Consider the following 24,098-nt stretch of genomic DNA (forward strand, 5'->3'; position numbering starts at 1 on the left):
TCGAGGGCCGCGCGGGTCGCGGCCGTTTTAGAGAGACGAACGAGAGGAACAGCACATGCGCGCAGTGACCTGGCAGGGAAAACGAAAGATCTCGGTGGAGGAGGTGCCGGATCCGCGGATCGAAGAGCCCGGCGACGCGATCATCCGTGTGACGTCAACCGCTATCTGCGGATCGGACCTGCACCTGTACGAACTGTTTGGGCCGTTCCTCGATGCCGGCGACATTCTCGGGCACGAGACGATGGGCGTGGTCGAGGAGGTGGGCCCCGGCGTGACTTCCCTTCGGGTGGGACAGCGCGTCGTGGTGCCCTTCAATATCTCGTGCGGCGAGTGCTGGATGTGCCGCCGCGGACTGCAGTCGCAGTGCGAGCGGACCCAGGTCACCGAGTACGGATCGGGCGCCGCGCTCTTCGGCTACACGAAGCTCTATGGCCAGGTGCCAGGCGGGCAGGCGGAGTACCTGCGCGTGCCGCTCGCCGACTACAACACGATCCCCGTCGGCACCTCGCTGCCCGACGAGCGCTACCTCTTCTTGAGCGACATCCTGCCGACCGCGGCGCAGGGCGTCGCGTACGCGGGAGTGGGTGCGGGTGACACTGCGCTCGTGCTCGGGCTCGGGCCGGTCGGACAGTTCGCTGCTCGGATCGCCGCGCACCGCGGCGCGCGGGTGATAGCAGCGGACCCCGTGCCGGAGCGGCGCGCAATGGCCGAGCGGTATGGGGTCACGGTGTGCGACCCCGACGAGGTGCCCGACGCCGTCGCCGAGTTCACGAGCGGGCGCGGGGCTGACGCGGTAGTTGACGCGGTCGGCATGGAAGCCCACGGGAGCCCGGGCGTGCACGCGGCGCACACCGCGATCGGGGCGCTGCCCGACGCGGTCGCGCGGCCCATGATGGAGCACGCGGGCGTCGATCGCACCGCGGCCCTCCTACAGGGGATCGACGTGGTGCGGCGCGGTGGCACAGTGTCGATCAGCGGCGTGTACGTCGGCAATGCCGATCCGCTGCCGATGAAGACGCTGTTCGACAAGCAGATCACGCTGAAGATGGGCCAGTGCAACGTGAAGCGGTGGATCGGGGATCTGCTGCCGCTCGCCGAGCGAGATGACGACCCGCTCGGCACCGCGGATTTGACGACCCACCGCGTGCCGCTCGACGAGGCGCCCGCGATGTACGAGACCTTCCAGAAGAAGGAGGATGGCTGCATCAAGGTGGTGCTCGACCCGGCGCGTTGAGGCCGGTGGGCGGGCGAGATGCTGCTCCCGCCCGCGCACCGCAACGTGAAGCCCCGCTCGCCCGGCACTGTGCTTGGAGAGCGGGGCTTCAGCTCGCTGCCGATCCGCCGCTTCTAGAGCTCGGCGTAGCGCGCGCGGAACAGGCAGAAAATGCCGTACGCGATGAAGCCCGCGCCGATCGCGACGATCGCGCCGGGTCCGCCCGGCCAGCCGTAGAGCGAGGTTATCGCGGCGTCGAGGGCGCCGGCCGACTCCGAATCGCGGTGCAGCCCCGCGAAGCCGATGATGAACCCGACGACGAGGAGCGCCGCGCCCTTTCCGATGAAACCCACCGCGCCGAGCGCCGAGATCGCCTTCCCGGCGGCGCCGTGAGGCAGTTGCAACTGCTTACGGAAGCTGCGCCGCACACCCATGTACACCCACACCGCACCGACGGCGGCGACCCCGAGCCCCGCGATGACGAGCAACACCGGCCCGCCGGGGAAGGTGAGGAGGCCGCGGCTCGCGTCCTCGGCGGTCTTGTCCGGGTCGGGGCGCGCGCCGAGCACCACCGCGACCGCGACGCCGCCCATGAAGCAGAACGCCGCGCCCTGCCCCCACTCGGCGATGCGCCGGCCCCAACGCTTCGTGCGGGAGGAGCGCTCCACCGAGAAGCCGTGCACGATGTGGAAGACGCCGAGCGCGAGCAGCAGGGCGGCCACCGCCCAGAGCGCCGCGACGCCGAGGGGCGCCTCCGCGATCGCCGTCAGGGCGCCGATCTGGTCGGCCTCGGCCGATCCGCGCCGCACGACGATCCCAAACGCGAGCCCGCCGATCAACCCGTGCACCAGCCCCGTCGCGACGTAGCCGCCGCGAGCGAGCACGCGGAAGGTCGTGGTCTGCTCGGTCTTCTGAGCAGCGGCTTTCACGCGGTCATCCATGCGACGAGGCTAGTGGATCGCCGCGCGGTGTGCGGCCCCCTGGCATCGAGCCGCTCCGGTCGCTAGCGTGGCGTGACATGAACCATCGGATCCTCGACCGCGTCGCGACCCCGACCGAGCACGCTGCGCTCGCCGCTTCCGTCGGCTGGCAGGGGCACTTCGACGACGAGGTGCGCGCGGCGTCGCTCCGCGCGTCGCTGGCGGGGGTCGTCTGTGTCGACGAGGACGGTGCTGCGATCGGTATGGCGCGCGCTGTCGGTGATGGGTTGCAGTACGCGTACGTGCAGGACGTGATCGTCGCGCCCGAGTACGCGGGCGAGGGTGTCGCGACGGAACTCGTCGAGCGGCTGCTGGAGCTGCTGAAGCCGACGGGTGATGTGGAGTTGTTCGTGGGGTTGTTCGCGAGCCCCGAGGCGGTGGGGGTGTACGAGTCGCTCGGGTTCACGAGCGAGGATGCCCTCGGGATGCATCAGCGGTTGTCGGCGGGGGCGTAGGGGTCGGGCGCGCGTCGAGCCCGGCGTGTGGTCGTTGGGCTCGGCGGGTGGCGTCACCGTGTAGTCGGTGGGTTCGGGCGTGTAGTCGTCGGATTCGCCGTTTAGTCGTTGGGTTTATGCCGTGTCAAGGCCGTGCTGGGAATACACAGGCTGCCCTAATCTGGCGCAATGACGAGTGAAACGCGCGCCCCCGAGGCGCAAGACGATACGAAGCTCCGGCGTTCCGTCACGGGCCTGTTGCTGTTCGCCTTCATCCTCGGCGACGTGCTCGGCGCTGGAATCTACGCGCTGATGGGCGTGCTGTCCGAGGAGGTCGGCGGCATGCTCTGGGCACCGCTCCTGCTGGCGTTGCTGCTCGCGCTGCTGACCGCGGGGTCCTACGCCGAGCTCGTGACGAAGTACCCGCGAGCCGGTGGGGCCGCGGTGTTCGCGGAGCGGGCGTTCAAGCGGCCCGTCGTGTCGTTCCTCGTCGGATTCTGCATGCTCGCGGCCGGCGTCACAAGTGCCGCGGGCCTCGCGATCGCCTTCGCGGGGGAGTACTTCAGCACCTTTATTGACCTCCCGACGACGCCCGTCGCGATCGCGTTCTTGGTCGTTGTCGCGGCGCTGAACGCGCGGGGCGTGCGCGAGTCGCTCGGCGCGAATCTCGTGATGACCGCGATCGAGGTGAGCGGCCTCGTGATCGTCATCGTGGTCGTCGCCCTGATGCTGGGTGGCGGCGAGGGCGATATCTCCCGCGTGGTCGAGGCCCCGCAGGGCGTGAACACGGCCGTCGCCGTGCTGGGCGGCGCGATCATCGCGTTCTACTCGTTCGTGGGCTTCGAGACCTCGGCGAACATGGTGGAGGAGGTGCGCAACCCGTCGCGCACCTACCCGCGCGCGCTTTTCGGCGCGCTCGGGGTCGCCGGCCTCATCTACGTGCTCGTCGGGCTTGCGAGCTCCATCGCGCTGCCGCCCGAGGAGCTGTCGGAGTCGACCGGGCCGCTGCTCGCGGTTGTCGAGGCGTCGGGCGCGCACATCCCGTCGTGGATCTTCAGCGCGATCGCGCTCATTGCGGTCGCAAACGGTGCGCTGCTGACCATGATCATGACGAGCCGCCTGGCCTTCGGTATGGCGGAGCAAGGGCTCATGCCGAGTGCGCTCGGACGCGTGCTGCCGAAGCGGCGCACCCCGTGGGTGGCGATCCTCGCGACGACCGTGGTGGCCGCGCTCCTCACACTCGTCGGTGACCTCGCGACCCTCGCAGAGACCGTCGTGTTGCTCTTGCTCTTCGTGTTCCTGAGCGCGAACGTCTCGGTGCTCGTGCTGCGTCGCGACCGGGTGGAGCACAAGCACTTCCGCGTTTGGACCTTCGTGCCCGTGCTCGGGATCATCTCGTGCATCGTGCTCATGACGCAGCAGAGCGGTACCGTGTGGCTGTTCGGCGCGATCCTCATCGCGGTCGGTGTTGTGCTGCACCTGCTGGCGCGCTGGGGCCACAATCGCTCGGAGCGGGGCCGGATCGAGCAGGCGGGCGCGCGCCCCGAGTAGCGGACTGCTCGCTCATACGCAGAGAAACGGGGTTTCGCGCGATGCGCGGGCCCCCTTTCTCGATCCGCCGCCTGCCCTTTCTTGTGACCGCGAGATCGACCCCCGTCCGCGAGATCGACCCCCGATGTGCGCCAGGGGCAGTCGATCTCGGTGACGGGAGTCGATCTCGCGCGGCCGGCGGGTCGCTACTCCTTGTTCAGCGCGTCCTGCACGCGCCCCGCAACCTTCTCCATCGAGTTCGGGAGCTCGGTGGTGCCGTAGAAGCGGGAGTCGGGGTGCGTGGGTGGAGGCATCGGAACGCCCGACTCGGGTGCCGCGTGATAGCTGAACTCGCCGAGCCCGTCGGGCGTGGGGCCCGATGCCCAGCTGCCCTCGGCGGCCGCAACGCCGTCGGAGAAGTTGATGTACTGGTACGACACGTCGCGCTCCTCCTTCTTGATCGGGAAGTTGCTCGGCACGGGGAGCGTCTCGGCGCCCTCGGCCTGGAGCTCAGCGGCCGCCGCAAGCCACTGGTTCTGGTGCATCGTGTCGCGCGCGAGGAGGAAGCCGAGCAGGTCGCGCACCCCGTGGTCGTCGGTCATGTGGTACAGCCGGGCGACCTGCAGCCGCCCCTGCATCTCGGCGTTCGCGTTCGCCTGGAAGTCGGCGAGCAGGTTGCCGCTCGCGGTGATGTAGCTGCCCATCCAGGGGTTGCCGTTGCTGTCGACCGGGCGAGCGCCCGCGCCCGCGACGATGCCCTGCTGCACGTCGGTGCCGCCGATGACGGCCGCGACGGTGGGGTCACTCTGCACCGCTTCATCGGTGATGCCGAGCGGCGACTTCTCGAGCAGCTGGGCGATCATCACCGCGAGCATCTCGACGTGGCCCATCTCCTCCGCCCCGATGCCGAACACGAGGTCGCGGTACTTCCCCGGAATGTGCATGTTCCAGGCCTGGAACTGGTACTGCAGCGCGACGGTGATCTCGCCGTACTGGCCGCCGAGCACCTCCTGCAGCTTGCGAGCATAGACGGCGTCCGGCTTCTCCGGGGTGGCGCGGTGTTGGAGTTCTTGCCGATGAAAATACATGGTGACGGTCCTCCTGATCCTGTGCCGACCGGAACGTCGGGGCTCGGCGCTGCTGCGATCGACGACGGGACCAGCCCACACCGTGACGGCTCATCAGACGATGGGGTTGCACGACCGAGAAGCTTGGCCTACGTGGGGTGGGTGGGGCGCGGATCCCGGGCGCTTACGCAGTTGCACCTTTTGGGCGTCGGAGTATCACTTCCCATGGATAGCGGTAGTTGCTCGCTGAATCGGTGCTTGAAGGTCAGGGAAGAGGCCCCCGCCCCATGGCTCGAACGCCGGCGGTTGTGCGCTAGGCTGGTCGAGTTGCATTTGCTCGCCTCCGTAGCTCAGGGGATAGAGCGCCGGTTTCCGGTACCGTAGGTCGGGGGTTCGAATCCCTCCGGGGGCACTGCAGCACTGGCTCTCACTGTTTCGGCAGTGGGGGCCTTTTTCGTGCGCCGACCCAGGCAAGGTCGTGGGCGGCCAGCACCCGCCCCCACACGGCCGCCGTGCGCGCCCGAGTAGAATCGATCCTCGTGACGCCACAAGAACTCTCCGCCGCTCTCGCCGATATCCTCTCCGACCTGGTCGCCGCCCGCGGCGGCGATCTCGTCATCACCGCGCAGGACACGCAGGTCGAGCGACCGAAGAACCGAGAGCACGGCGATTGGGCCTCGAACGCCGCGATGAAGTTCGCGAAGCGGATCGGCGTCAACCCGAGCGAGCTCGCCGCCGACATCGTCGAGCGCGCCGTGCAGATCGAGGGCGTTGCCAAGGCCGACGTCGCGGGCCCGGGTTTCATCAACCTGACGCTCGATGCAGCGAGCGCGGGGGAGACCGCGCGCCGGGTCGTCGAGCAGGGCGAGCAGTATGGCCGCAGCGACACCCTCGCGGGCCAGAACATTAACCTCGAGTTCGTCTCCGCGAACCCCACCGGCCCGCTCCACATGGGGCACACGCGCTGGGCGGCGCTCGGCGACTCGACGGCCCGCGTGCTCCGCGCGGCGGGCGCACGCGTCACGAGCGAGTACTACATCAATGACGCCGGTTCGCAGATGAACAAGTTCGGCCGCTCGGTGCTCGCCGCGGCCCTCGGCGAGCCCGCTCCCGAGGATGCCTACCCGGGCGCCTACATTCAAGAGCTCGGCCGCAAGGTGCGCGAGCAGGTGCCGAACCTCGCGGAGCTCGCCGCGAGCGACCGCGACGCCGCGCTGAATGAGGCCCAGGAGCACGGTTACCAGATCCAGCTCGCCGAGATCAAAGACTCGCTCGAACGCTTCAACGTGCACTTCGACGTGTTCTTCTCCGAGCGCACCCTGCACACCCCGGGAGAGAACGGCGAGCCGAGTCCCATCGAAGCGGCGGTGGATCGCCTCCGCGAACAGGGCTACGTCTTCGAAGAAGACGACGCGATCTGGGTCCGTACCACCGCCTTCGGCGACGACAAGGATCGCGTGTTCACGCGCGGCAACGGCATCTACACCTACTTTGCCGCCGACGCCGCCTACTACCTCTCGAAGATGGACCGCGGCTTCGGCGAGAAGATCTACCTGCTCGGCGCCGACCACCACGGCTACATCGGCCGACTCACCGCCATCGCGGGCGCGGCCGGCGACAATATCGAGACCGACGTCACGGTGCTCATCGGGCAGCTCGTGAACCTCAACGGCGCGCGCCTTTCGAAGCGCGCGGGCAACATCATCGAGCTCGACGACCTGCTCGAGTGGCTCGGCTCCGACGCCCTGCGCTACTGGCTCGCCCGCTACCCGGCGGACTCGCCGCTCGCGCTCGACGGTGAGAAGGTGCGCAGCCGCACGAACGATAACCCAGTCTTCTACGTGCAGTACGCACACGCGCGCACCTGCGCCGTCGATCGCAACGCCGCCGCCGCGGGCGTCGACCGCAGCACATTTGCGCCAGAGCTGCTCACGCACGAGACCGAGACGGATCTCCTCGGCAAGCTCCAGCAGTACCCGGGAATCGTGGCGGGTGCCGCCGAACTGCGCGAGCCGCATCGCATCGCGCGCTTCCTCGAAGAGCTCGCCGCCGCCTATCACCGCTGGTACGACAACTGCCGCGTGCTCCCGCTCGGTGACGAACCGGTCGGTGACCTGCACCGCACCCGCCTGTGGCTGAACGATGCGGCGGGCCAGGTGCTGCGCAACGGCCTCGACCTCATCGGGGTGTCCGCTCCCGAGCGGCTGTAGCGTCGAGGAACGGCAAGGAACCGCGCATGGGGAGGCGCAGGCGCTCGTCGCCGTGGTGGGTCAAGCTCATCGCGGTGGTGGCGGCGATCGGGCTGCTCGCGGGGGCGGCGGAGGTCGCGCTGCGCCTCATCATCCCGGGCGTCATCTCGGGGATCGTGCGCGACGAGCTGCGGCTCACCGACGATCACCCGGTCGACGTCTCGCTCGGGGGCTCCGCGCTGCTGCACGCGCTCGGCGGCGGGGTCGGCGATGTCACCGTCGAGGTGCCGGACGCTCCGCTGATCGAGGGGATCACAGCCGACGGCTCGTTGTCGGCAGATCGGGTGCCCTTCGACCCGAGTACCGGCGAAATCTCGGGCGGCACCGTCAAGGTGGTGTTGGGGGCGGATCAGCTGGACCCGGTCATCTCGCTGCTGACCCAGGGTGTCGCGCAGTCGGGGGAGGTGCGAGACCGCGAACTCGTGGTCGGTCGCACGATCGAGACCTTCGGACAGGAGCTCACGATTTCCGCTCGCCTCGGGGTGCAGGCGGTCGACGGCGCCGTCAAGATCGACCCGCTCGGGCTCAAAGCCGCCGGCTTCGACCTATCGGCCGAGCAGCTCGCGCAGTCGACGGGCTCGCTGCTCGATCCGATCCTCCAACCGCAGACGGTGTGCATCGCGGATCAGCTCCCTGCGGGCGCGACACTCACCGACATCACGCTCTCGAGCACCGGCTCAGTGCGGCTCGAGGCGGCGCTCGCGCCCGGCATTCTGTCGGACCCCGCGCAGCAGGAGCTCGGGAGCTGCGGCTAGCCCGATCCCGCACCCGCGTCGGTGCTCCGCCCGAGTCACGAGCGACCGCCTCAACCCGGCCCGGTCAGTAGTTGTGATTCAGCCAGCCGATACCCACAACTACTGACGACCCCCGAGCTTGGTGCGCTTGGTACGTGTCCACCGGGCCAGCGGCGCCGTCGACGACCCGCTGCGCGGTCCCGGGCGCGGGCGCGCAGCCGAACGGCGCGCGCCGGTCCCGCCGGTCCCGGTAAACTGATCGGGTCCGTTCAGAGGCAACCCTCCGTGCGCACGGCTTCAGGGGCCAATCCGGGTCCGCTCGCCACTGGCTGACCTCGCCGCGAGCACGACGGACACGATGACGACCGACGAGATCATCCCAGGAGCGAGCTATGTCAGAGCCGACCGAGGCGACGGGCCCGAACGCGATCGATCCCCGCGTATTCCCGCCCGGAGCGCGCCGCGGCCGCGAGTGCCGACAACTGAAGCTCGGCGGCGTGCGCGCCACGGAACTCACCGCGGAGCACGGATCGCCCCTCTACGTCATCGACGAGGACGCCGCCCGCGCCCGCGCCCGCGAGGTGCGCTCCGCCCTCGAGTCGGAAGCCGCGCGCATCGGCACGAGCGCGACCGTCTACTACGCGGGCAAGGCGTTCCTGTGCGTCGAGGTCGCCCAGTGGATGGTCGAGGAGGGTCTTGCGATCGACGTCGCGAGCGGGGGAGAACTCGCCGTGGCGCTCGCCGCGGGCGTCGACCCGGCGCGTATCGGCTTCCACGGCAACAACAAGTCGGTCCGCGAGATCGAGCGGGCCGTCGAGGTGGGCGTCGGCACCATCATCATCGACAGCGAGATCGAGACCGAGCGCGTCGCTGCTGCGGCGGCGGCTGCGGGGCGACGCCAGCGCGTGCGGCTCCGGGTCAACAGCGGCGTGCACGCCTCGACGCACGATTTCCTCGCGACCTCGCACGAGGACCAGAAGTTCGGGCAGCCCCTCGAGGATGCACCGCAACTGGTCTCGGCGATCCTCGCCCACGACAGCCTGGAGTTCGTCGGCCTGCACTGCCACATCGGCTCGCAGATCTTCGCGACCGACGGCTTCCGCGAGTCGGCGAGGCGCCTGCTCGGCGCGTACCCGGAGCTCGAGCGGCTCGCCGGTCGCCCGGTGCCCGAGCTGAATCTGGGCGGTGGCTTCGGCATCGCGTACACCTCTGCTCAGGCGGACGCGGCGCCCGACATCGCCGATATCGCGCGCGAACTCGCGAACATCGTCGCGGAGACCGCGGCGGAGGTGGGCGTCAGCGTGCCGAAACTCGCGTTCGAGCCGGGCCGGGCGGTCATCGGGCAGTCGGGCGTCACGCTCTATACGGTCGGCACGACGAAGCCCGTCGCGCTCTCGGGTTCCAACGCCGCGGCCGATCCTGCCGACCTCGGCTTTGCTGAGCGCCTCTACGTGAGCGTCGACGGGGGCATGAGCGACAACGCACGACCGGCGCTCTATGGCGCCGACTACCAGGTGCGGATCGCCAACCGTGAGAGCGCGGCCGCCCCGGCGCTCGTGCGCGTGGTCGGCAAGCACTGCGAGTCGGGCGATATCGTCGTGCAGCGCGACGTGCTTCCGGGCGACGTGCGCCCCGGCGACACGCTCGCGGTCGCGGCGACCGGCGCCTACTGCTGGTCGCTCTCGAGCAACTACAACTACGTGCCGCGTCCGCCGGTCGTCGCCGTCTCTCAGGGGGCGTCGCGCGTGATTGTCCGTGGTGAGAGCGAGGATGAGCTCGTGGCGAAGTCGGTCATTCCGGCGCCGGTGGCCCCGGCTCGCGCAAGCTGACTCTCGCTTGCCCCTGACTGCATTCAGCGCCGCTCGCGGCGAAACGAACCGATACCAAGGAGAACACCCATGAACGGATACCGCGACCTTCGCGTGGCACTGCTGGGCTGCGGCTCGGTCGGCGCCCAGGTGGCACGGCTGATCCTCGAGCACGGCGACGAACTGGCCGCGCGCATCGGCGCGCGCCTCACCCTCGCGGGAATCGCGGTGCGCGACGTCAGCGGCAAGCGCGATGTCGAGCTGCCGCAGGAGCTCTTCACCACCGACGCCGAACGACTCGTGCAGGGCTCCGACATCGTCGTCGAGCTCATGGGCGGCATCGAGCCCGCGCGCACGCTCATCACCCAGGCGCTGCAGGGCGGCGCTGACGTCGTGACCGCGAACAAGGCGCTCATCGCGGCGCACGGCCCCGAGCTCTCCGAGGTCGCGGAGCAGGTCGGCGCGCAGCTCTCGTACGAGGCAGCGGTGGCGGCGGCGATCCCGATCCTGCGTCCGCTCCGCGAGAGCCTCGCGGGCGACCACATCACCCGGGTGCTCGGCATCGTCAACGGCTCGACCAACTACATCCTCGATCGCATGGACCGCTTCGGCGACAGCGCGGAGGACGCGGCGCGCGTCGCAAGCGAGCTGGGCTTCCTCGAAGCCGACCCGACGCTCGACGTCGAGGGCTACGACGCGGCGCAGAAGGCGACGATCCTCGCGAGCATCGCGTTCCACACCGAGGTGCCCGTCGACGCGGTGCACCGCGAGGGAATCACGAGCATCACCGCGCAGCAGATCGAGGCCGCGAAGAACGCCGGTTACGTCATCAAGCTTCTCGCGATCGCGGAGCGGCTGCAGGCGGCGGACGGCACCGACGGCGTATCGGCGCGCGTGTACCCCGCGCTGATCCGCCGCGATCACCCGCTCGCCGCGGTGCACGAGGGCAAGAACGCGGTGTTCGTCGAGGCCGAGGCCGCGGGCGAGCTCATGTTCTACGGCGCCGGCGCCGGCGGAGCGGAGACCGCCTCGGCAGTGCTGGGCGACCTCGTGTCGGCCGCGCGACGCCACGTCGCGGGCGGGCCGGGCATCCCCGGTTCGCTGCACGCCGAGCTGCCGATCCTGCCGGTAGGCGAGGTCGTCACGGCCTACCAGATCATGCTCGCCGTGCGCGACCAGCCGGGCGTGCTCGCGAGCATCGCCGGCATCCTGGCCGAGCACGGGGTATCGGCCGCGAGTGTCGAGCAGACCGTGGCCTTGGGCGCTCACGGCGAGGAGCCGAGCGCCGCGCTCGTCATCGGCACGCACCGCGCTCGCGAGGCCGACCTCGCGGCGACCGTCGAGGCGCTCCGCGCTGCCGAGGTCGTGACCGCGGTGACCAGCGTGCTGCGGCTCGAGGGTCAGGCGTGAGCGCGGCCCCCGCAGCGGCGGGAGCGACGGGAGCTGCCGCGGGCGAGCACCGCGCGGTGCGAGTCCGGGTGCCCGCGACGAGCGCGAATCTCGGGCCGGGCTTCGACACCCTTGGCATCGCGCTCGCGTACGGCGACGAGCTCTTCGCGACGGTGCGCGACGCGCCCGGGGCGACGGTCGCGGTCTCCGGCGTTGGCGAGGGTGAGGTGCCGACCGACGAGACGAACCTCGTCGTGCGGTCGGCCGCCTACGTCTACGAGCAGCTAGGGCGCGACCTGCCGGGGCTCGACCTGCAGGCGACGAACCGCATCCCTCACGGGCGCGGCATGGGCTCCTCTGGCTCCGCGATCGTCGCGGGCGTCATGATCGCGGCGGGGCTCCTCCAGAGCGACCCCGACGCACCGCTCGCGCTCACGGAGGATCAGCTGCTCCGGTTCGCGACCGAGCTCGAGGGTCACCCCGACAACGTCGCTCCCGCGCTCTTCGGCGGTCTCACGATCGCGTGGACGACGGACGAGGGTCCGCGCTTCAAGCGCCTGATGGTGCACCGAGGCGTAGCACCCCTCGTGCTCGTGCCGAACTTCACCATGTCGACGGAGCTCGCGCGCAGCCTGCAGCCCGAGCACGTGCCCTACGAGGACGCGGTCTTCAACGTCTCGCGATCCGCACTGCTCATCGCGGCCCTCACGCAAAGCCCCGAGCTGTTGCTCGAGGCGACGGAAGATCGACTGCACCAGAACTACCGCGGCGCCGCGATGCCCGAGACGCGCGACCTCGTCGGCGAGCTGCGAGCCGCGGGATTCGCGGCCGTCGTGTCGGGCGCCGGTCCCTCGGTGCTCGTGCTCTCGAACGGTCCGCTCGAGCGGCTCCAGGCGGCCGACCAGGTCGCTGAGGCGCACCCCGACTGGCGCGTGCTCACCCTGGCGGTCGACACCCGGGGTGCTACAGTGGAATCGATCCCCGCGGGTTCAGCGCTCTAGCCGAATTCGTCGATGTCCGCTCTTGCGGAATGGTGGATCGTTCTCTCACCGCGATGACATCGCGCGGTGATCCCGAAGCACTTAGGTGCACCTCCGCGGGAAGGCGAGGCCGAACGCGCCAGCCAAGCCCGTGGCGTTCCGAAAGGTACAGACGTGGAATCCAACGTTGACAACACGAACCCCGACGCTGCAGAAGCAGCGCCGACCCGCCGCCGCGCTTCGCGCCGCGTGAGCACCGCAGCTGCAGCTCCGAGCGCTGAGGCGACGACGAACGAGGCACCGGCCGCGGCTCCGGCAGAGGCGGCCGCTCCTGCCGCGGAGGCGGAGGCCCCGGCCGAGGCCCCCAAGAAGCGCGCGACGCGCAGCCGCAAGAAGGTGGAGGCTCCGGAAGCGAGCGCGGCCGAGGGCGCTGAAGCCCAGGCTGAGAGCGGGGCTGCGGGCACTGCCGCTGACGCTTCGGCTGAGGCTCCCGCCGAGGCTCCGAAGAAGCGCGCGACGCGCGGCCGCAAGAAGGCTGACGCGCCCGAGGCGGCCGCTGAGGTCGAGCAGGCCGCTGGCGCTGCTGACGCGGCAGCGAGTGTTGATGCTGCCGCCGAGGCTCCCGTGAAGCGCACGCGCCGCCGCGCTTCCGCGGCAACCGCTGCGCCGCAGGAGGAGACCGCTGCGGCGGCCGCACCGGCCGAGGCCGCGGCGGAGGCTCCGGCAGCGCCGGCCGCTGGTGAGCAGGCCGAGGCGCCGAAGTCGGCCCGCGGGCGTGGCTCGCGCCGCTCGGCGAAGGCCGCGGCTGACGCCGACGGTGCGAAGTCCGAGGCCTCGCAGGCTGAGGCGCAGCAAAGCGAGTCGTCGCAGGGTCAGGCTCAGCAGGGTCAGGCTGCGCAGAGTCAGGCCGGGCAGACCGAGAAGCAGCAGAACGGTGGGCAGCAGGCGGAGTCGTCGCAGGCCGCCGCGGGCAGCGATGACGGCGAGAAGTCCGATTCGGGCGAGAACGAGCGCTCGGGCCGCAACCGCCGTGGCCGCGGTCGCGGACAGAAGAACGACGCCGCAGAGGCGAACGAGTCGAGCGACGCTTCGTCCGAGGACGAAGGCAAGTCCGGTCGCGGGCAGAACGGCTCGAACAACCAGAACGGCCCGAAGGGTGGCGACGGCAAGAACGGCGACAACGCGAGCCGTTCGAGCCGCACCCGCCAGCGCGACCGCAAGCGACGCGGCCAGGGCGACGATCTCGAGCCCGAGATCACCGAGGACGACGTGCTGCTGCCGATCGCGGGCATCCTCGACGTGCTCGAGAACTACGCCTTCGTGCGCACGAGCGGCTACCTGCCCGGCATGAGCGACGTCTACGTCTCGCTCGGCCAGGTCAAGAAGTACGGCCTGCGTCGCGGTGACGCGGTAGTGGGCGCGATCCGCCAGCCCCGCGAGGGCGACAGCTCGAGCCGCCAGAAGTACAACGCGATCGTCAAGATCGACACCGTAAACGGGCGGCCCGTCGACGAGCAGGAGCAGCGCGCCGATATCGCCGACCTCACGCCGATCTACCCGCAGGAGCGCCTCCGCTTCGAGACCGAGCGCGAGGGCCTGCTCGGCCGCGCGATCGACCTCGTGGCCCCGATGGGGCTCGGCCAGCGCGCAGCGCTGGTGCTTCCGTCGCGCGCCGACGGCACCGCGATCCTGAGCGAGCTCGCCGAGGCCATCAGCGCGAACCGCCCGGATGCGCACCTCGTCGTCGTGCTCGCTGACGCGCAGCCCGAAGAGGTGACACGCCTGCAGCGCTCCGTGCGCGGTGAGGTCGTCGCGGCATCCTTCGACCGCAGCGCCGAAGACCAGGCGACCATCGCCGAGCTCGCCGTCGAGCGCGCGAAGCGTCTCGCCGAGCTCGGGCACGACGTCATCGTGCTCGTCGACTCGCTCGGTCGTCTCGCTCGTGCATACGCCCAGGCGCAGCACGCGCAGAGCCGCCCCGCGCTCGACGAGATCGACGCGTTCGCGCTCGCCCAGGTGAAGCGCCTCCTCTCGGCCGCGCGCAACCTCGAGAACGGCGGCTCGCTCACGGTGCTCGCCACCGTCAACGCCAAGACCGGACTCGAAGCAGACGAGATGCTGCTGCGCGAGGTGCGTCACATCGTCAACAGCGAGGTGCGCTTCAAGAAGACCGCGCCCGGCCTGGTGCCCGCGGTCAAGTTCACTGCTTCGCGCACCCGCAACGCCGACGCCGTGTTGAGCGCCGACGAGGCTCGCGTGCTCGCGCAGCTGCGTGCCGAACTCGCGAGCGACGATGACGCGCAGGAGCGACTCCAGAAGCGCCTGAGCTCGTCCGACTCCAACGCGGCGCTCCTCGCCGAGCTCCAGCGCACGGGCAAGCTGTCCTAGCAACTCAGAGCCCGCCCCGGAACCACCCGGGGCGGGCTCTGCTGTCGGCGTAGATTGGGTGGCGTCGCTGCCGCAGAAAACGTAAGGAAGATACATGTTCGAACAGGTCGCGGGGCTCCTCGCAGAACACGCGAAGCTGCAGGACGAGCTTGCTGATCCTGCGCTGCATGCCGACGCCGGTCGTGCGAAGCGGGTTAACCGCCGCTATGCCGAGCTCAGCAAGATCAAGTCGGCGTACGAGCACTGGCACGCGACGAACGATGACCTCGAGGCTGCGCGCGAGCTCGCGAAGGAGGACGAGGCCTTCGCCGAGGAGGTGCCCGCGCTCGAGGCGGAGCTCGCGGAGGCGCACGAGCGGGTGCGCCGACTGCTGATCCCGCGCGACCCCGACGACGCGCGCGACGTGATCCTCGAGATCAAGGGTGGCGAGGGCGGCGCCGAGTCCGCGCTCTTCGGCGCCGATCTGCTGCGCATGTACATGCACTACGCCGAGGCGAAGGGCTGGAAGACGGAGCTCCTCGAGAAGGACGAAAGCGACCTCGGCGGCTACAAGAACGTGCAGATCGCGATCAAGTCGAACGCCTCCGACCCCTCGCAGGGCGTGTGGGCGCACCTCAAGTACGAGGGCGGCGTGCACCGCGTGCAGCGCGTGCCCGTGACCGAGTCGCAGGGGCGCATTCACACCTCGACGACGGGCGTGCTCGTCTACCCCGAGGTCGACGAGCCCGAAGAGGTCGAGATCAATCAGAACGATCTGAAGATCGACGTGTACCGCTCGTCGGGCCCCGGCGGACAGTCGGTCAACACCACCGACTCCGCCGTACGCATCACGCACCTGCCCACGGGCATTGTCGTGGCCATGCAGAACGAGAAGAGCCAGCTCCAGAACCGCGAGGCGGGCATGCGCGTGCTCCGCGCGCGGATCCTCGCGCGGCAGCAGGAGGAGGCCGCGGCAGAGGCGAGCGCTCACCGGTCGAGCCAGATCCGCACCATGGATCGCTCCGAGCGCATCCGCACGTACAACTTCCCCGAGAACCGCATCGCCGATCACCGCACCGGGTACAAGGCCTACAACCTCGACCACGTGATGAACGGTGCGCTCGACCCCGTCATCGAGTCGTGCATCCGGGCCGACGAAGAGGCGCGACTCGCGGAGCTGGGGGAGTCGAACTAGGCGCTGGCGGGCGGTACACGCCCGCATTGTGCGCCCGGCACCGCTACGATGAGCGCATGTCCGAAGATGCACTGCCCCTCGTGGGCCCCCTCGTCACCCTCCGCGCTCCGGAGTCCGCAGACCTCGACCCGCTCGTCGAGATCCTCGACGAGCCGGAGGTATCGCTCTGGTGGGTCGGCTACACCCCGCAGCGCGTGCAGGAAGAGTTCATCGACGCTCCCGCGGTGACCCGCATCATCGAGGTCGAGGGCCGCACCGCCGGCGCTATGTTCGTGCTGCGCGGGGAGGATCCCGAGTACCCGACGACGGTGATGCACCTGTTCATCGGCACGGCCTTCCGTGGCCGTCGCATCGGTGAGGAGGCGCTCGCACTCGCGATCCGCACTGAATTCGACGCCGGAATCAGGCGCGTCACCCTCGACCCGAACATCAATAACGACGGAGCGATCCGCAGTTACGAGCGACTCGGGTTCCGGCGGATCGGCGTGCTCCGCGACTACCAGGTTCGTCCAGGCGGTCACCTCGAGGACGCGCTCTTCCTCGACCTGACGCGCTCGGACTTCCCAGACGGTCCTCCGCTCCCGCCGCGCGACTGACGCGAAAGCAGCGCCGTCCATAGGGTTCGCATGGCAACTCCGGGCGCGCTCCGGCTGTAGCATTGCACTATGCGTGCATCCCGACCCATCCTCCCGTGGGTGGTGTGGGGAGTAGCCGCGATCGCCTACGCGGTGGCCGTGATCAACCGCTCGTCGCTGTCGGCGCTCGGTCCCGCGGCGCAGGAGCATTTCGGGATCGACGCGACCACTCTTTCGATTTTCCCCGTGATCCAGTTGCTCGTGTACGCGGGGCTGCAGATCCCCGTCGGCGTGCTGCTCGATCGCATCGGCGCGACGCTGATGATCCTGATCGGTGGGGGCCTCATGATCGTGGGCCAGGTCGCGATGGCGACCGTGCCCGACGTGTGGCTCGCGATCCTCGCGCGCGTGCTCGTCGGCGCGGGGGACGCGTGCACGTTCATCAGCGTGATGCGCATGCTCCCCGAGTGGTTCTCGCTTCGGCAGCTGCCGACCATCAGCCAGGTCACCGGACTCATCGGGCAGGGCGGCCAGCTCGTCTCGGTGGTTCCGCTCGCTCTACTCGTCTCGGGCACGAGCTGGATGGGCGGCTTCGTGGGCCTCGCCGCGCTCGGCGTGCTCATCACGATCCTGGGTTTCGCGGTGCTGCGCAACGAGCCCGGCGACGCGACGCTCATCGAGCGGATGCTCGGTCGACGCGGCAAGATCACGGAGAACGCGCGGTCGTTCGCCGACACGAGCACGGCCGCGCTGCGCTCCGTGCCGCCGCCCCCGACGGAGCTCATCACGGTAGCCCCGACAACATCGCGCGGGATGAGCTTCTGGCACCGCGCGCGCGGCCTGCTGCAGATCCCGGGTGTGCGCCTCGCTTACTGGCTGCACTTCCTCTCGCCGTTCGCGTCGAACGTGTTCATCCTGCTGTGGGGCACGCCGTTCCTCACCGGTGGGCTCGGACTCGACGACTCTGCCGCGCGCGGGCTCCTCAGCCTCACGGTGATCTCGTCGATGGCGGCAAGCGTGTTCCTCGGCCCGCTGAGCTCCCGATTCATTGAGCGACGCGTGTGGATGAACGTGGCGATCACCGTCGCAATCGCGATCATCTGGATCGCCGTCATGCTGTGGCCCGGCAAACCGCCGCTCGCCGTCGTGGTCGTGCTGCTCATCGTGATCCCGATCGGCGGCCCTGCCTCGCTCATCTCGTTCGAGGTCGCCCGCTCGCACACCCCGCGGAGCTACTCCGGCTTCGCGACGGGACTCGTGAACACGGGCGGATTCACCTCGTCGCTCGGCGTGCTCCTGCTCATCGGGCTCGTGCTCGATCTGCTCGGCGCGGGATCGCCCGAAGACTACTCGCTTGCGGCGTTCAAGGTGGCGTTCTCCGTGCAGATTCCGTTCTGGGTGTTCGGGATCGCGATGGTCGTCATCGAGCAGCGCCGCACGAAGCGCTGGATGGAAGACAACGGGCGGACGCTGCGCTGACGGGCGGGCCCGGGTCGCAATGCTGTTTCGGGAGCACGAAGCACCGCGAAGACCTGGGTCACGCGAGCAGCGCAGCTCGAGTGCTCAGATCACGTAGAAGTCGGCCATGTCCGGCTGCTCGGCGACCGGCGCGCCGCGGCGCGGCCGCCCCTTCGCGGGAATGCCGGTGAGCGTCGTCCACGGGGGAGCGGAGTGGACGACGACGGCGTTCGAGCCGATCGCGCTGTCGTGACCGATCTCGATGTTGCCGAGCAGTTGCGCACCCGCGCCGATCACCACGCGGTCGCCGACCGTGGGGTGGCGCCGGCCGCGATCGTGCCCGGTGCCGCCCAGCGTCACGCCGTGGTAGATCAGCACGTCGTCGCCGACGACCGCGGTCTCCCCGATCACGACGCCCATTCCGTGGTCGATGAAGAGTCGCCGACCGATCGTCGCGCCCGGGTGAATCTCGATGCCCGTGCAGAAGCGCGCCGCCTGCGAAATCGCACGAGGCACGAATCGGAGCCCGCGGCGCCACAGGCCGTGCGCGAGCCGGTGCCACCACACCGCGTGCAGGCCGGAATACACGAAGAACACCTCTGCCGCACCGCGCGCCGCGGGGTCGTGGGCGCGGGCGGCAGAGATGTCCTCGCGAATGCGGGAGAGGACCTTCACTGCTCGGAACTCAGGAGTTCAGGTCCTCGAACAGCACGGTCGAGAAGTAGCGCTCGCCGAAGTCGGGAACGACGACGACGATCTTCTTGCCGGCGTTCTCGGGGCGCTTGGCGACCTGTGCCGCGGCCCACACCGCGGCGCCGCCCGAGATGCCGGCGAGGATGCCCTCGTCGGTGGCGAGCGCGCGTGCGGTAGACATCGAGTCGGGGAGCGTCACGTCGATGACCTCGTCGTAGACCTCGCGGTCCAGGATGTCGGGGACGAAGTTCGCGCCGAGTCCCTGGATCTTGTGCGGGCCGGCCTTGCCCTCGGTGAGGAGCGGCGAATCGACCGGCTCGACCGCGATCACCTGGACGTTCGGGTTCTGCTCCTTGAGGTACCCACCCCCGCCCGAGATGGTGCCGCCGGTGCCGATGCCCGCGACGAAGATGTCGACCTCGCCGTCGGTGTCGTTCCACACCTCCGGGCCGGTGGTCTTACGGTGGATCTCGGGGTTCGCGGGGTTCGAGAACTGCTTCGCGAGCACGGCGCCCGGAGTGTTCGCAGCGATCTCCTCCGCCTTCGCGACGGCGCCCTTCATGCCGAGCGGCCCCTCGGTGAGCACGATTTCGGCTCCGTAGGCGAGGAGCATCTTGCGGCGCTCGATGCTCATGGTCTCGGGCATGGTCAGGATCACGCGGTAGCCGCGCGCTGCGCCCACGAAGGCGAGTGCGATGCCCGTGTTCCCGCTCGTGCCCTCCACGATCGTTCCGCCCGGCTGCAGCTCGCCCGACTGCTCAGCGGCGTCGATGATGGCGATGCCGATGCGATCCTTCACCGAACCCGCGGGGTTGTAGAACTCGAGCTTGGCGAGCACCTCGGCATCACTGCTGTCGACGACTCTGTTCAACCGCACCAGCGGGGTGTTGCCGAACGCCTGAGTGATGTTGTCGTAGGTCCGTGCCATGGTACTGCATCCTCCTGAAGTCGTGTGGGTTGCCGATCGCGCGGGCGGCCGGCACTCTCCAAACTATAGCCATTCCTTATCGAAGTTGTTCAGTTGCGTTATGCGGCGAGCGAACGTTCCCCGGCCCGGTGCGCGCTCGGGCGGCGTTCGCGGCCTGCCGGGTGGTTCGGGGTACGACCGTCGTGTGTCAGGCTACTGGGGTGCATGGTGAGGATGGGGCCGAAGATCAGGCGTGCAGTATTGGAGCTTCCGCCTTACTGAGCGAGATCCGGGCGGAGCTCGAAACGGCAGGCATCGAGCAGCCCGAAGTCGACGCGGAGCTCATCGTCGCGCACGTGATCGGCGTCTCGCGCGGCCGTGTCGGAGTGCTCGCGATTCTCGACGAGCCGATCTCGAGCGATGCCGCCACCCGCGCTCGCGACCTCGCGGAGGAGCGCGCACGTCGGGTGCCGCTGCAGCACCTCACGGGTCGGGCGCCGTTCCGCGGGATCGAGCTGTCGGTCGGCCCCGGGGTCTTCGTGCCGCGTCCCGAGACGGAGATGGTGGCGCAGCTCGCGATCGACGCACTGCAGAAGGTGCCGGATCCCGAGCTCATCGCCGTCGACCTCTGCACGGGGAGCGGCGCCCTCGCCCTCGCGATTGCGGCGGAAGTGCCGGCCGCGCGCGTGTGGGCGGTCGAGAAGAGCCGAGAGGCGCACGCCTGGGCCGAGCGAAACGTGGCCGAGTGGGGCGATAGCCGCGTGCGGTTGCTCCTCGGCGACGTTGCCGAGCTCCACGCGATCCCGGAGCTCAGTGCGCTCGCCGGCCGCGTGCACGTGCTCGTCTCGAACCCGCCGTATGTGCCGAGTGGCATGGTGCCGCGCGATCCGGAGGTGCGCGATCACGACCCTGCGCTCGCGCTCTACAGCGGCGCCGACGGCCTTGACCTCATCCGCGTGATCAGTCGTTCGGCGCGGGAGTGGGTGGTGCCCGGCGGGTTCCTCGTGCTCGAGCATGCGGAATCGCAGGGGCGCGCGATCCGCCAGCTGCTCACCGCCGATGGCTGGCGTGCAGCCGCGACCCACCAGGACCTGACCGGGCGGGATCGGGCGACGACCGCCGTGCTCTGAAACTCAGCGGATCTGAAGGGTAGACTGGCGAGCTATGGCCGAAGTCTTCGATTGCAGCGACAGCTCCCAGCTCCTTGCCGGCACACGCACCGCGCGCCAGGCGATCGGGCGGGGAAAGCTCGTCGTGATCCCGACCGACACCGTCTACGGCGTCGCGGCCGACGCTTTCAGCCCCGAAGCCGTGCAGCGACTGCTCGACGCCAAGGGGCGCGGTCGTCAGTCGCCGCCCCCCGTGCTGATCCCGAACACCGACACGCTCGCCGCGCTCGCGGCGGAGGTGCCGTCGCCGGTGCTCTCGCTCGCCGAGACCTTCTGGCCGGGTGCGCTGACGATCATCGTGCAGGCGAATCCGTTGCTGAGTTGGGATCTCGGTGAGACGGGCGGCACGGTGGCGCTGCGCATTCCGGATCAGCCGCTCGCACTCGAGCTGCTCCGTGAAACGGGCCCGCTCGCCGTCTCCTCCGCGAATCTCACCGGTCAGCCGGCCGCGCGCACGGCCGCTGCGGCGCAGGAGATGCTCGGCGACTCGATTTCCGTGTACCTCGAGGCGGGGGAGTCGGAGTCGGAGGGGGTTGCCTCGACGATCATCGATGCGACGGGGCTCACCGAGGCCGGCGGCACGATCCGCGTGCTGCGCCAGGGTGGCGTGCCGCGCGACGCGATCGTGCAGTTGCTGCCGCAGGTGGCAATCGAGGAGTGACATGCTCGCCTACGTGACGGTGGTCGCGGTCGCGGCAATCGTCACTGCGGTCGCCTCCTGGGGGGTGCTGCGGCTGAGCCGACGTTTCCGGCTCGCTCCCGAAGTGCGGGCACGCGACGTGCACGACGCTCCCACGCCCCGGCTCGGCGGTGTCGCGATGTTCCTCGGGATCATCGCTGCGTTCATCACGGCGAGCACGCAGCGCGAGTTCGCATCGCTCTTCAGCGGCAGCAATCAGGTGTGGGCGCTACTCGGGGCCTGCGCGCTCATCGCGGTCGTCGGCGTGATGGATGACCTGCTCGACCTCGACTGGATGATCAAGCTCGCCGCCCAGCTCGGCGCGTCGGGCCTCCTCGCTTGGAGCGGCGTGCAGATCGTCTCGCTGCCGTTCGGCAACACCCTGATCATCGGCTCGCCCGTTGTGAACTTCGTGCTCACCGTGCTCCTGATGACGCTCGTGATGAACGCGGTGAACTTCGTCGACGGTCTCGATGGCCTGGTCGCCGGCGTCGCGATCATCGCGAACTCTCTCTTCTTCATCTACACCCTGCTGCTCAATGAGCAGATCGGCCGAGTCGACTCCGTCATCCTCGCGAGTGTCATCGCCATCGTGATCGTCGGAGTCAGCGCGGGCTTCCTGCCGTTCAACTGGCACCGGGCGCGCATGTTCATGGGAGACACGGGCGCGCTCCTCGTCGGCCTGCTCATGGCGACGTCGACCGTGCTGGTGACGGGTCAGCTCAATCCGGCCGCGCTCGACCAGAAGCTCGTGCTCGCGAGCTACATTCCGATCATCCTGCCGTTCGCGGTGCTGGCACTGCCCCTCGCGGACTTCACTCTCGCGGTGCTGCGGCGCCTGCGCGCGGGCAAGAGCCCGTTTACGGCGGATCGCCTGCACCTCCACCATCGGCTCCTCGACATGGGGCATTCGCCGCTGCAAGCCGTCTGCATCTTCTACGCGGGAACCGCCGTGCTCTCAGTCGCGGTGCTGCTCGTCTTCACGACGCAGAGCTTCGTGTTCCCGGTCATCGTGCTCGTCGCCGGGGGAGCCGCGACGCTCGCTCTGCTCCTCCTTCCCGGGCGGCGCCTCCGCGCAGCTATCGAGCAGCGGAGCTTGGTACCGTTGAAGCGGCGGCACCGCGCCGCCCGAACCCTCCCGGCTGGATCCGTTTCTGCGGTCAGCTCGACCGAAAGGACCCCCGAGTGAGCACTCCTGCGCTGCCCGAACCGAGCGGCGATGCACCGTCCGAGGAACGCCGGCTGCCGAGCTCGCAGCCGATTCTGCTGCGTGCGCTCAAGTGGGGGGTCGTTGCCACGGTTGCGCTGATCGTCGTGTTCGGTGTGATCGGCTGGCTCGTCTCGGGGTCGTCCGGGCTCATCGGCGGGGTGCTCGGCTCCGCGTTCGCGGGTGTCTTCCTCGCGATGACGATCGGGAGCATCACCTTCGCGAACCGCTTCATCGAGAGCCCCTCGTACGTCGCGATCTTCTTCGGGCTGGTGATGGGGAGCTGGCTCGTGAAGTTCATCGCGTTCATCGTCGCTGCGCTGCTGCTCCGCGATCAGCCCTGGCTCAACCCGACGATCCTGTTTCTCGGTGTCGTGTCGGGCGTGATCGTGTCGCTCGTCATCGATGTCCTCGTCGTGGTGAAGTCCCGCTTGCCCGTCGTTTCGGACCCGCAGTAGCGGTTTCGTTACCCGCGTAATCCTTGCTAGACTGGTCTCAGTTCCCTTCGGGGCCACGCTTGACGTGTGCTCAAATTCAGCCGGGGGCACGACCACCGTTCGTCATCGTGCAGCATGCTGCACCTGAATCAGGAGAATGGCGCTGTTCGCTTTCGCTACGCACCTCGTGACCCCTGTACTTAACACGGCCGAAGAGGGCGGGTTCCACCCGCCGTCGATCGACGAGTTCTTCCCTGATGCGCTGCTCTTCGAGGGCACGCCCTTCGAGATGAACCGCATCATGATCATTCGCGTGATCATGATGGTCGTGCTGCTCGTCCTCTTCTGGCTCGGCACCCGCAAGATGCGGGTCGTGCCGACCCGCGGTCAGTCGCTGACCGAGATGGCGCTCGACTTCGTGCGCGTCAACATCGCGGAGGACCTGCTCGGAAAGGTTGACGGGCGTCGCTTCCTGCCGATCCTGATGTCGATCTTCTTCACGATCCTCGCCTTCAACATCACCGGTATCATCCCGTTCTTCAACATCGGTGTCTCCGCGACGATCGGTCTGCCGCTCGTGCTCGCAATCGTGGCGTACGTCACGTTCATCTACTCCGGCATCAAGAAGAGCCCCGGGAACTTCTTCAAGAACTCGCTGTTCCCGGCGGGCGTGCCCTGGCCGCTCTACATCATCGTGACGCCGATCGAGTTCTTCTCGACCTTCGTCCTGCGTCCGGTCACGCTGACGCTGCGACTCCTGATGAACATGATCGTCGGCCACCTGCTCCTGGTGCTGTTCTTCTCGGCGACGTGGTTCTTCCTCTTCGAAGCGGACGGCATCATGAAGGCGTTCGGCGTCGGCACGTTCGTGGTGGGCTTCGCGTTCACCCTCTTCGAGATCCTGGTGGCATTCCTCCAGGCCTACATCTTCACGATTCTCACTGGCGTCTACATCCAGCTCGCGCTGGCTGAAGAGCACTAAATAGGGTTCGGCCACCGCCGCACTCACAACCGGAAGGAAACACAT

At 69.1% G+C, this 24,098-nt stretch carries 21 protein-coding genes and 1 tRNA gene; 18 read left to right on the top strand and 4 right to left on the bottom strand.

What is annotated here, in order from left to right:
* The first annotated feature begins 55 nt into the window (after window positions 1-55).
* A complete protein-coding gene (locus WFH00_RS10390; protein WP_336660764.1) occupies window positions 56-1,234 on the top strand; it encodes a zinc-dependent alcohol dehydrogenase in 1,179 nt (392 codons plus the stop codon).
* Window positions 1,235-1,347: 113 nt separating this feature from the next.
* Here the strand turns inward: WFH00_RS10390 and WFH00_RS10395 are convergent, their stop codons facing one another.
* Window positions 1,348-2,154, bottom strand: a complete 807-nt coding sequence (locus WFH00_RS10395) for a DUF1206 domain-containing protein (RefSeq protein ID WP_336660765.1) — start codon at window positions 2,152-2,154, stop codon at window positions 1,348-1,350.
* A gap of 77 nt (window positions 2,155-2,231) precedes the next feature.
* Here WFH00_RS10395 and WFH00_RS10400 point away from each other — a divergent pair, with 77 nt between their 5' ends.
* Together WFH00_RS10400 and WFH00_RS10405 are read left to right on the top strand one after the other, a co-directional pair.
* Window positions 2,232-2,648, top strand: coding sequence for a GNAT family N-acetyltransferase (locus tag WFH00_RS10400; protein WP_336660766.1), 417 nt, complete (start codon window positions 2,232-2,234; stop codon window positions 2,646-2,648).
* A gap of 168 nt (window positions 2,649-2,816) precedes the next feature.
* Entirely contained in the window at window positions 2,817-4,178 is a 1,362-nt protein-coding gene (locus WFH00_RS10405) for an APC family permease (RefSeq protein WP_336660767.1), read from the top strand.
* Between the two features lie 185 nt (window positions 4,179-4,363).
* Here WFH00_RS10405 and WFH00_RS10410 read toward each other — a convergent pair whose 3' ends face one another.
* Complete coding sequence (locus tag WFH00_RS10410) at window positions 4,364-5,245, bottom strand: manganese catalase family protein (RefSeq protein ID WP_336660768.1); 882 nt, start codon at window positions 5,243-5,245, stop codon at window positions 4,364-4,366.
* Window positions 5,246-5,563: 318 nt separating this feature from the next.
* Between WFH00_RS10410 and WFH00_RS10415 the strand changes: the two genes are divergently transcribed.
* The 10 genes from WFH00_RS10415 (at window position 5,564) to WFH00_RS10460 (ending at window position 18,000) form a co-directional block, all read left to right on the top strand.
* Window positions 5,564-5,636: transfer RNA gene (locus WFH00_RS10415), tRNA-Arg, on the top strand.
* Window positions 5,637-5,763: 127 nt separating this feature from the next.
* On the top strand, window positions 5,764-7,434 hold the full coding sequence (gene argS, locus WFH00_RS10420) for an arginine--tRNA ligase (protein ID WP_336660769.1): 1,671 nt from the start codon (window positions 5,764-5,766) through the stop codon (window positions 7,432-7,434).
* A 26-nt stretch (window positions 7,435-7,460) separates the two neighbouring features.
* Complete coding sequence (locus tag WFH00_RS10425; protein WP_336660770.1) at window positions 7,461-8,228, top strand: LmeA family phospholipid-binding protein; 768 nt, start codon at window positions 7,461-7,463, stop codon at window positions 8,226-8,228.
* 371 nt (window positions 8,229-8,599) lie between these two features.
* Window positions 8,600-10,036: a diaminopimelate decarboxylase gene (lysA, locus tag WFH00_RS10430; RefSeq protein WP_336660771.1), complete on the top strand. Its 1,437-nt coding sequence runs from the start codon at window positions 8,600-8,602 to the stop codon at window positions 10,034-10,036.
* Between the two features lie 69 nt (window positions 10,037-10,105).
* On the top strand, window positions 10,106-11,425 hold the full coding sequence (locus WFH00_RS10435) for a homoserine dehydrogenase (RefSeq protein ID WP_336660772.1): 1,320 nt from the start codon (window positions 10,106-10,108) through the stop codon (window positions 11,423-11,425).
* Window positions 11,422-12,405 (top strand): homoserine kinase, encoded by a 984-nt coding sequence (gene thrB, locus WFH00_RS10440; protein ID WP_336660773.1) that lies wholly within the window; start codon window positions 11,422-11,424, stop codon window positions 12,403-12,405. Before WFH00_RS10435 ends, thrB begins: the two co-directional genes overlap by 4 nt.
* Window positions 12,406-12,558: 153 nt before the next feature.
* Window positions 12,559-14,772, top strand: a complete 2,214-nt coding sequence (gene rho, locus WFH00_RS10445) for a transcription termination factor Rho (protein ID WP_336660774.1) — start codon at window positions 12,559-12,561, stop codon at window positions 14,770-14,772.
* Window positions 14,773-14,866: 94 nt separating this feature from the next.
* Window positions 14,867-15,946 (top strand): peptide chain release factor 1, encoded by a 1,080-nt coding sequence (prfA, locus tag WFH00_RS10450; protein ID WP_336660775.1) that lies wholly within the window; start codon window positions 14,867-14,869, stop codon window positions 15,944-15,946.
* 56 nt (window positions 15,947-16,002) lie between these two features.
* Window positions 16,003-16,542 carry a GNAT family N-acetyltransferase gene (locus WFH00_RS10455; protein ID WP_336660776.1) on the top strand — a complete coding sequence of 180 codons (540 nt, stop codon included), beginning with the start codon at window positions 16,003-16,005 and terminating at the stop codon, window positions 16,540-16,542.
* Window positions 16,543-16,611: 69 nt separating this feature from the next.
* The gene (locus WFH00_RS10460; RefSeq protein WP_336660777.1) at window positions 16,612-18,000 is read left to right on the top strand and encodes an MFS transporter; all 1,389 of its coding nucleotides are present in this window, start codon (window positions 16,612-16,614) and stop codon (window positions 17,998-18,000) included.
* Window positions 18,001-18,084: 84 nt separating this feature from the next.
* Here the strand turns inward: WFH00_RS10460 and epsC are convergent, their stop codons facing one another.
* Together epsC and cysK are read right to left on the bottom strand one after the other, a co-directional pair.
* Window positions 18,085-18,654, bottom strand: a complete 570-nt coding sequence (gene epsC / locus WFH00_RS10465; protein WP_336660778.1) for a serine O-acetyltransferase EpsC — start codon at window positions 18,652-18,654, stop codon at window positions 18,085-18,087.
* A 10-nt stretch (window positions 18,655-18,664) separates the two neighbouring features.
* On the bottom strand, window positions 18,665-19,600 hold the full coding sequence (gene cysK, locus WFH00_RS10470) for a cysteine synthase A (RefSeq protein WP_336660779.1): 936 nt from the start codon (window positions 19,598-19,600) through the stop codon (window positions 18,665-18,667).
* A 200-nt stretch (window positions 19,601-19,800) separates the two neighbouring features.
* Between cysK and prmC the strand changes: the two genes are divergently transcribed.
* From prmC to atpB, 5 genes are all read left to right on the top strand, one after another.
* Window positions 19,801-20,709 carry a peptide chain release factor N(5)-glutamine methyltransferase gene (gene prmC / locus WFH00_RS10475; RefSeq protein ID WP_442918835.1) on the top strand — a complete coding sequence of 303 codons (909 nt, stop codon included), beginning with the start codon at window positions 19,801-19,803 and terminating at the stop codon, window positions 20,707-20,709.
* A gap of 34 nt (window positions 20,710-20,743) precedes the next feature.
* The gene (locus tag WFH00_RS10480) at window positions 20,744-21,409 is read left to right on the top strand and encodes an L-threonylcarbamoyladenylate synthase (RefSeq protein ID WP_336660780.1); all 666 of its coding nucleotides are present in this window, start codon (window positions 20,744-20,746) and stop codon (window positions 21,407-21,409) included.
* A gap of 1 nt (window position 21,410) precedes the next feature.
* The gene (locus tag WFH00_RS10485) at window positions 21,411-22,616 is read left to right on the top strand and encodes an MraY family glycosyltransferase (RefSeq protein WP_442918837.1); all 1,206 of its coding nucleotides are present in this window, start codon (window positions 21,411-21,413) and stop codon (window positions 22,614-22,616) included.
* The gene (locus WFH00_RS10490; protein ID WP_336660781.1) at window positions 22,613-23,092 is read left to right on the top strand and encodes a 3-oxoacyl-ACP reductase; all 480 of its coding nucleotides are present in this window, start codon (window positions 22,613-22,615) and stop codon (window positions 23,090-23,092) included. The genes WFH00_RS10485 and WFH00_RS10490 overlap by 4 nt, the downstream gene beginning before the upstream one ends.
* A gap of 136 nt (window positions 23,093-23,228) precedes the next feature.
* Complete coding sequence (atpB, locus tag WFH00_RS10495) at window positions 23,229-24,053, top strand: F0F1 ATP synthase subunit A (RefSeq protein WP_336660782.1); 825 nt, start codon at window positions 23,229-23,231, stop codon at window positions 24,051-24,053.
* Window positions 24,054-24,098 lie beyond the last annotated feature (45 nt).

It is taken from the genome of Leucobacter sp. USHLN153 (genome assembly GCF_037145615.1).
GTDB lineage: Bacteria > Actinomycetota > Actinomycetes > Actinomycetales > Microbacteriaceae > Leucobacter.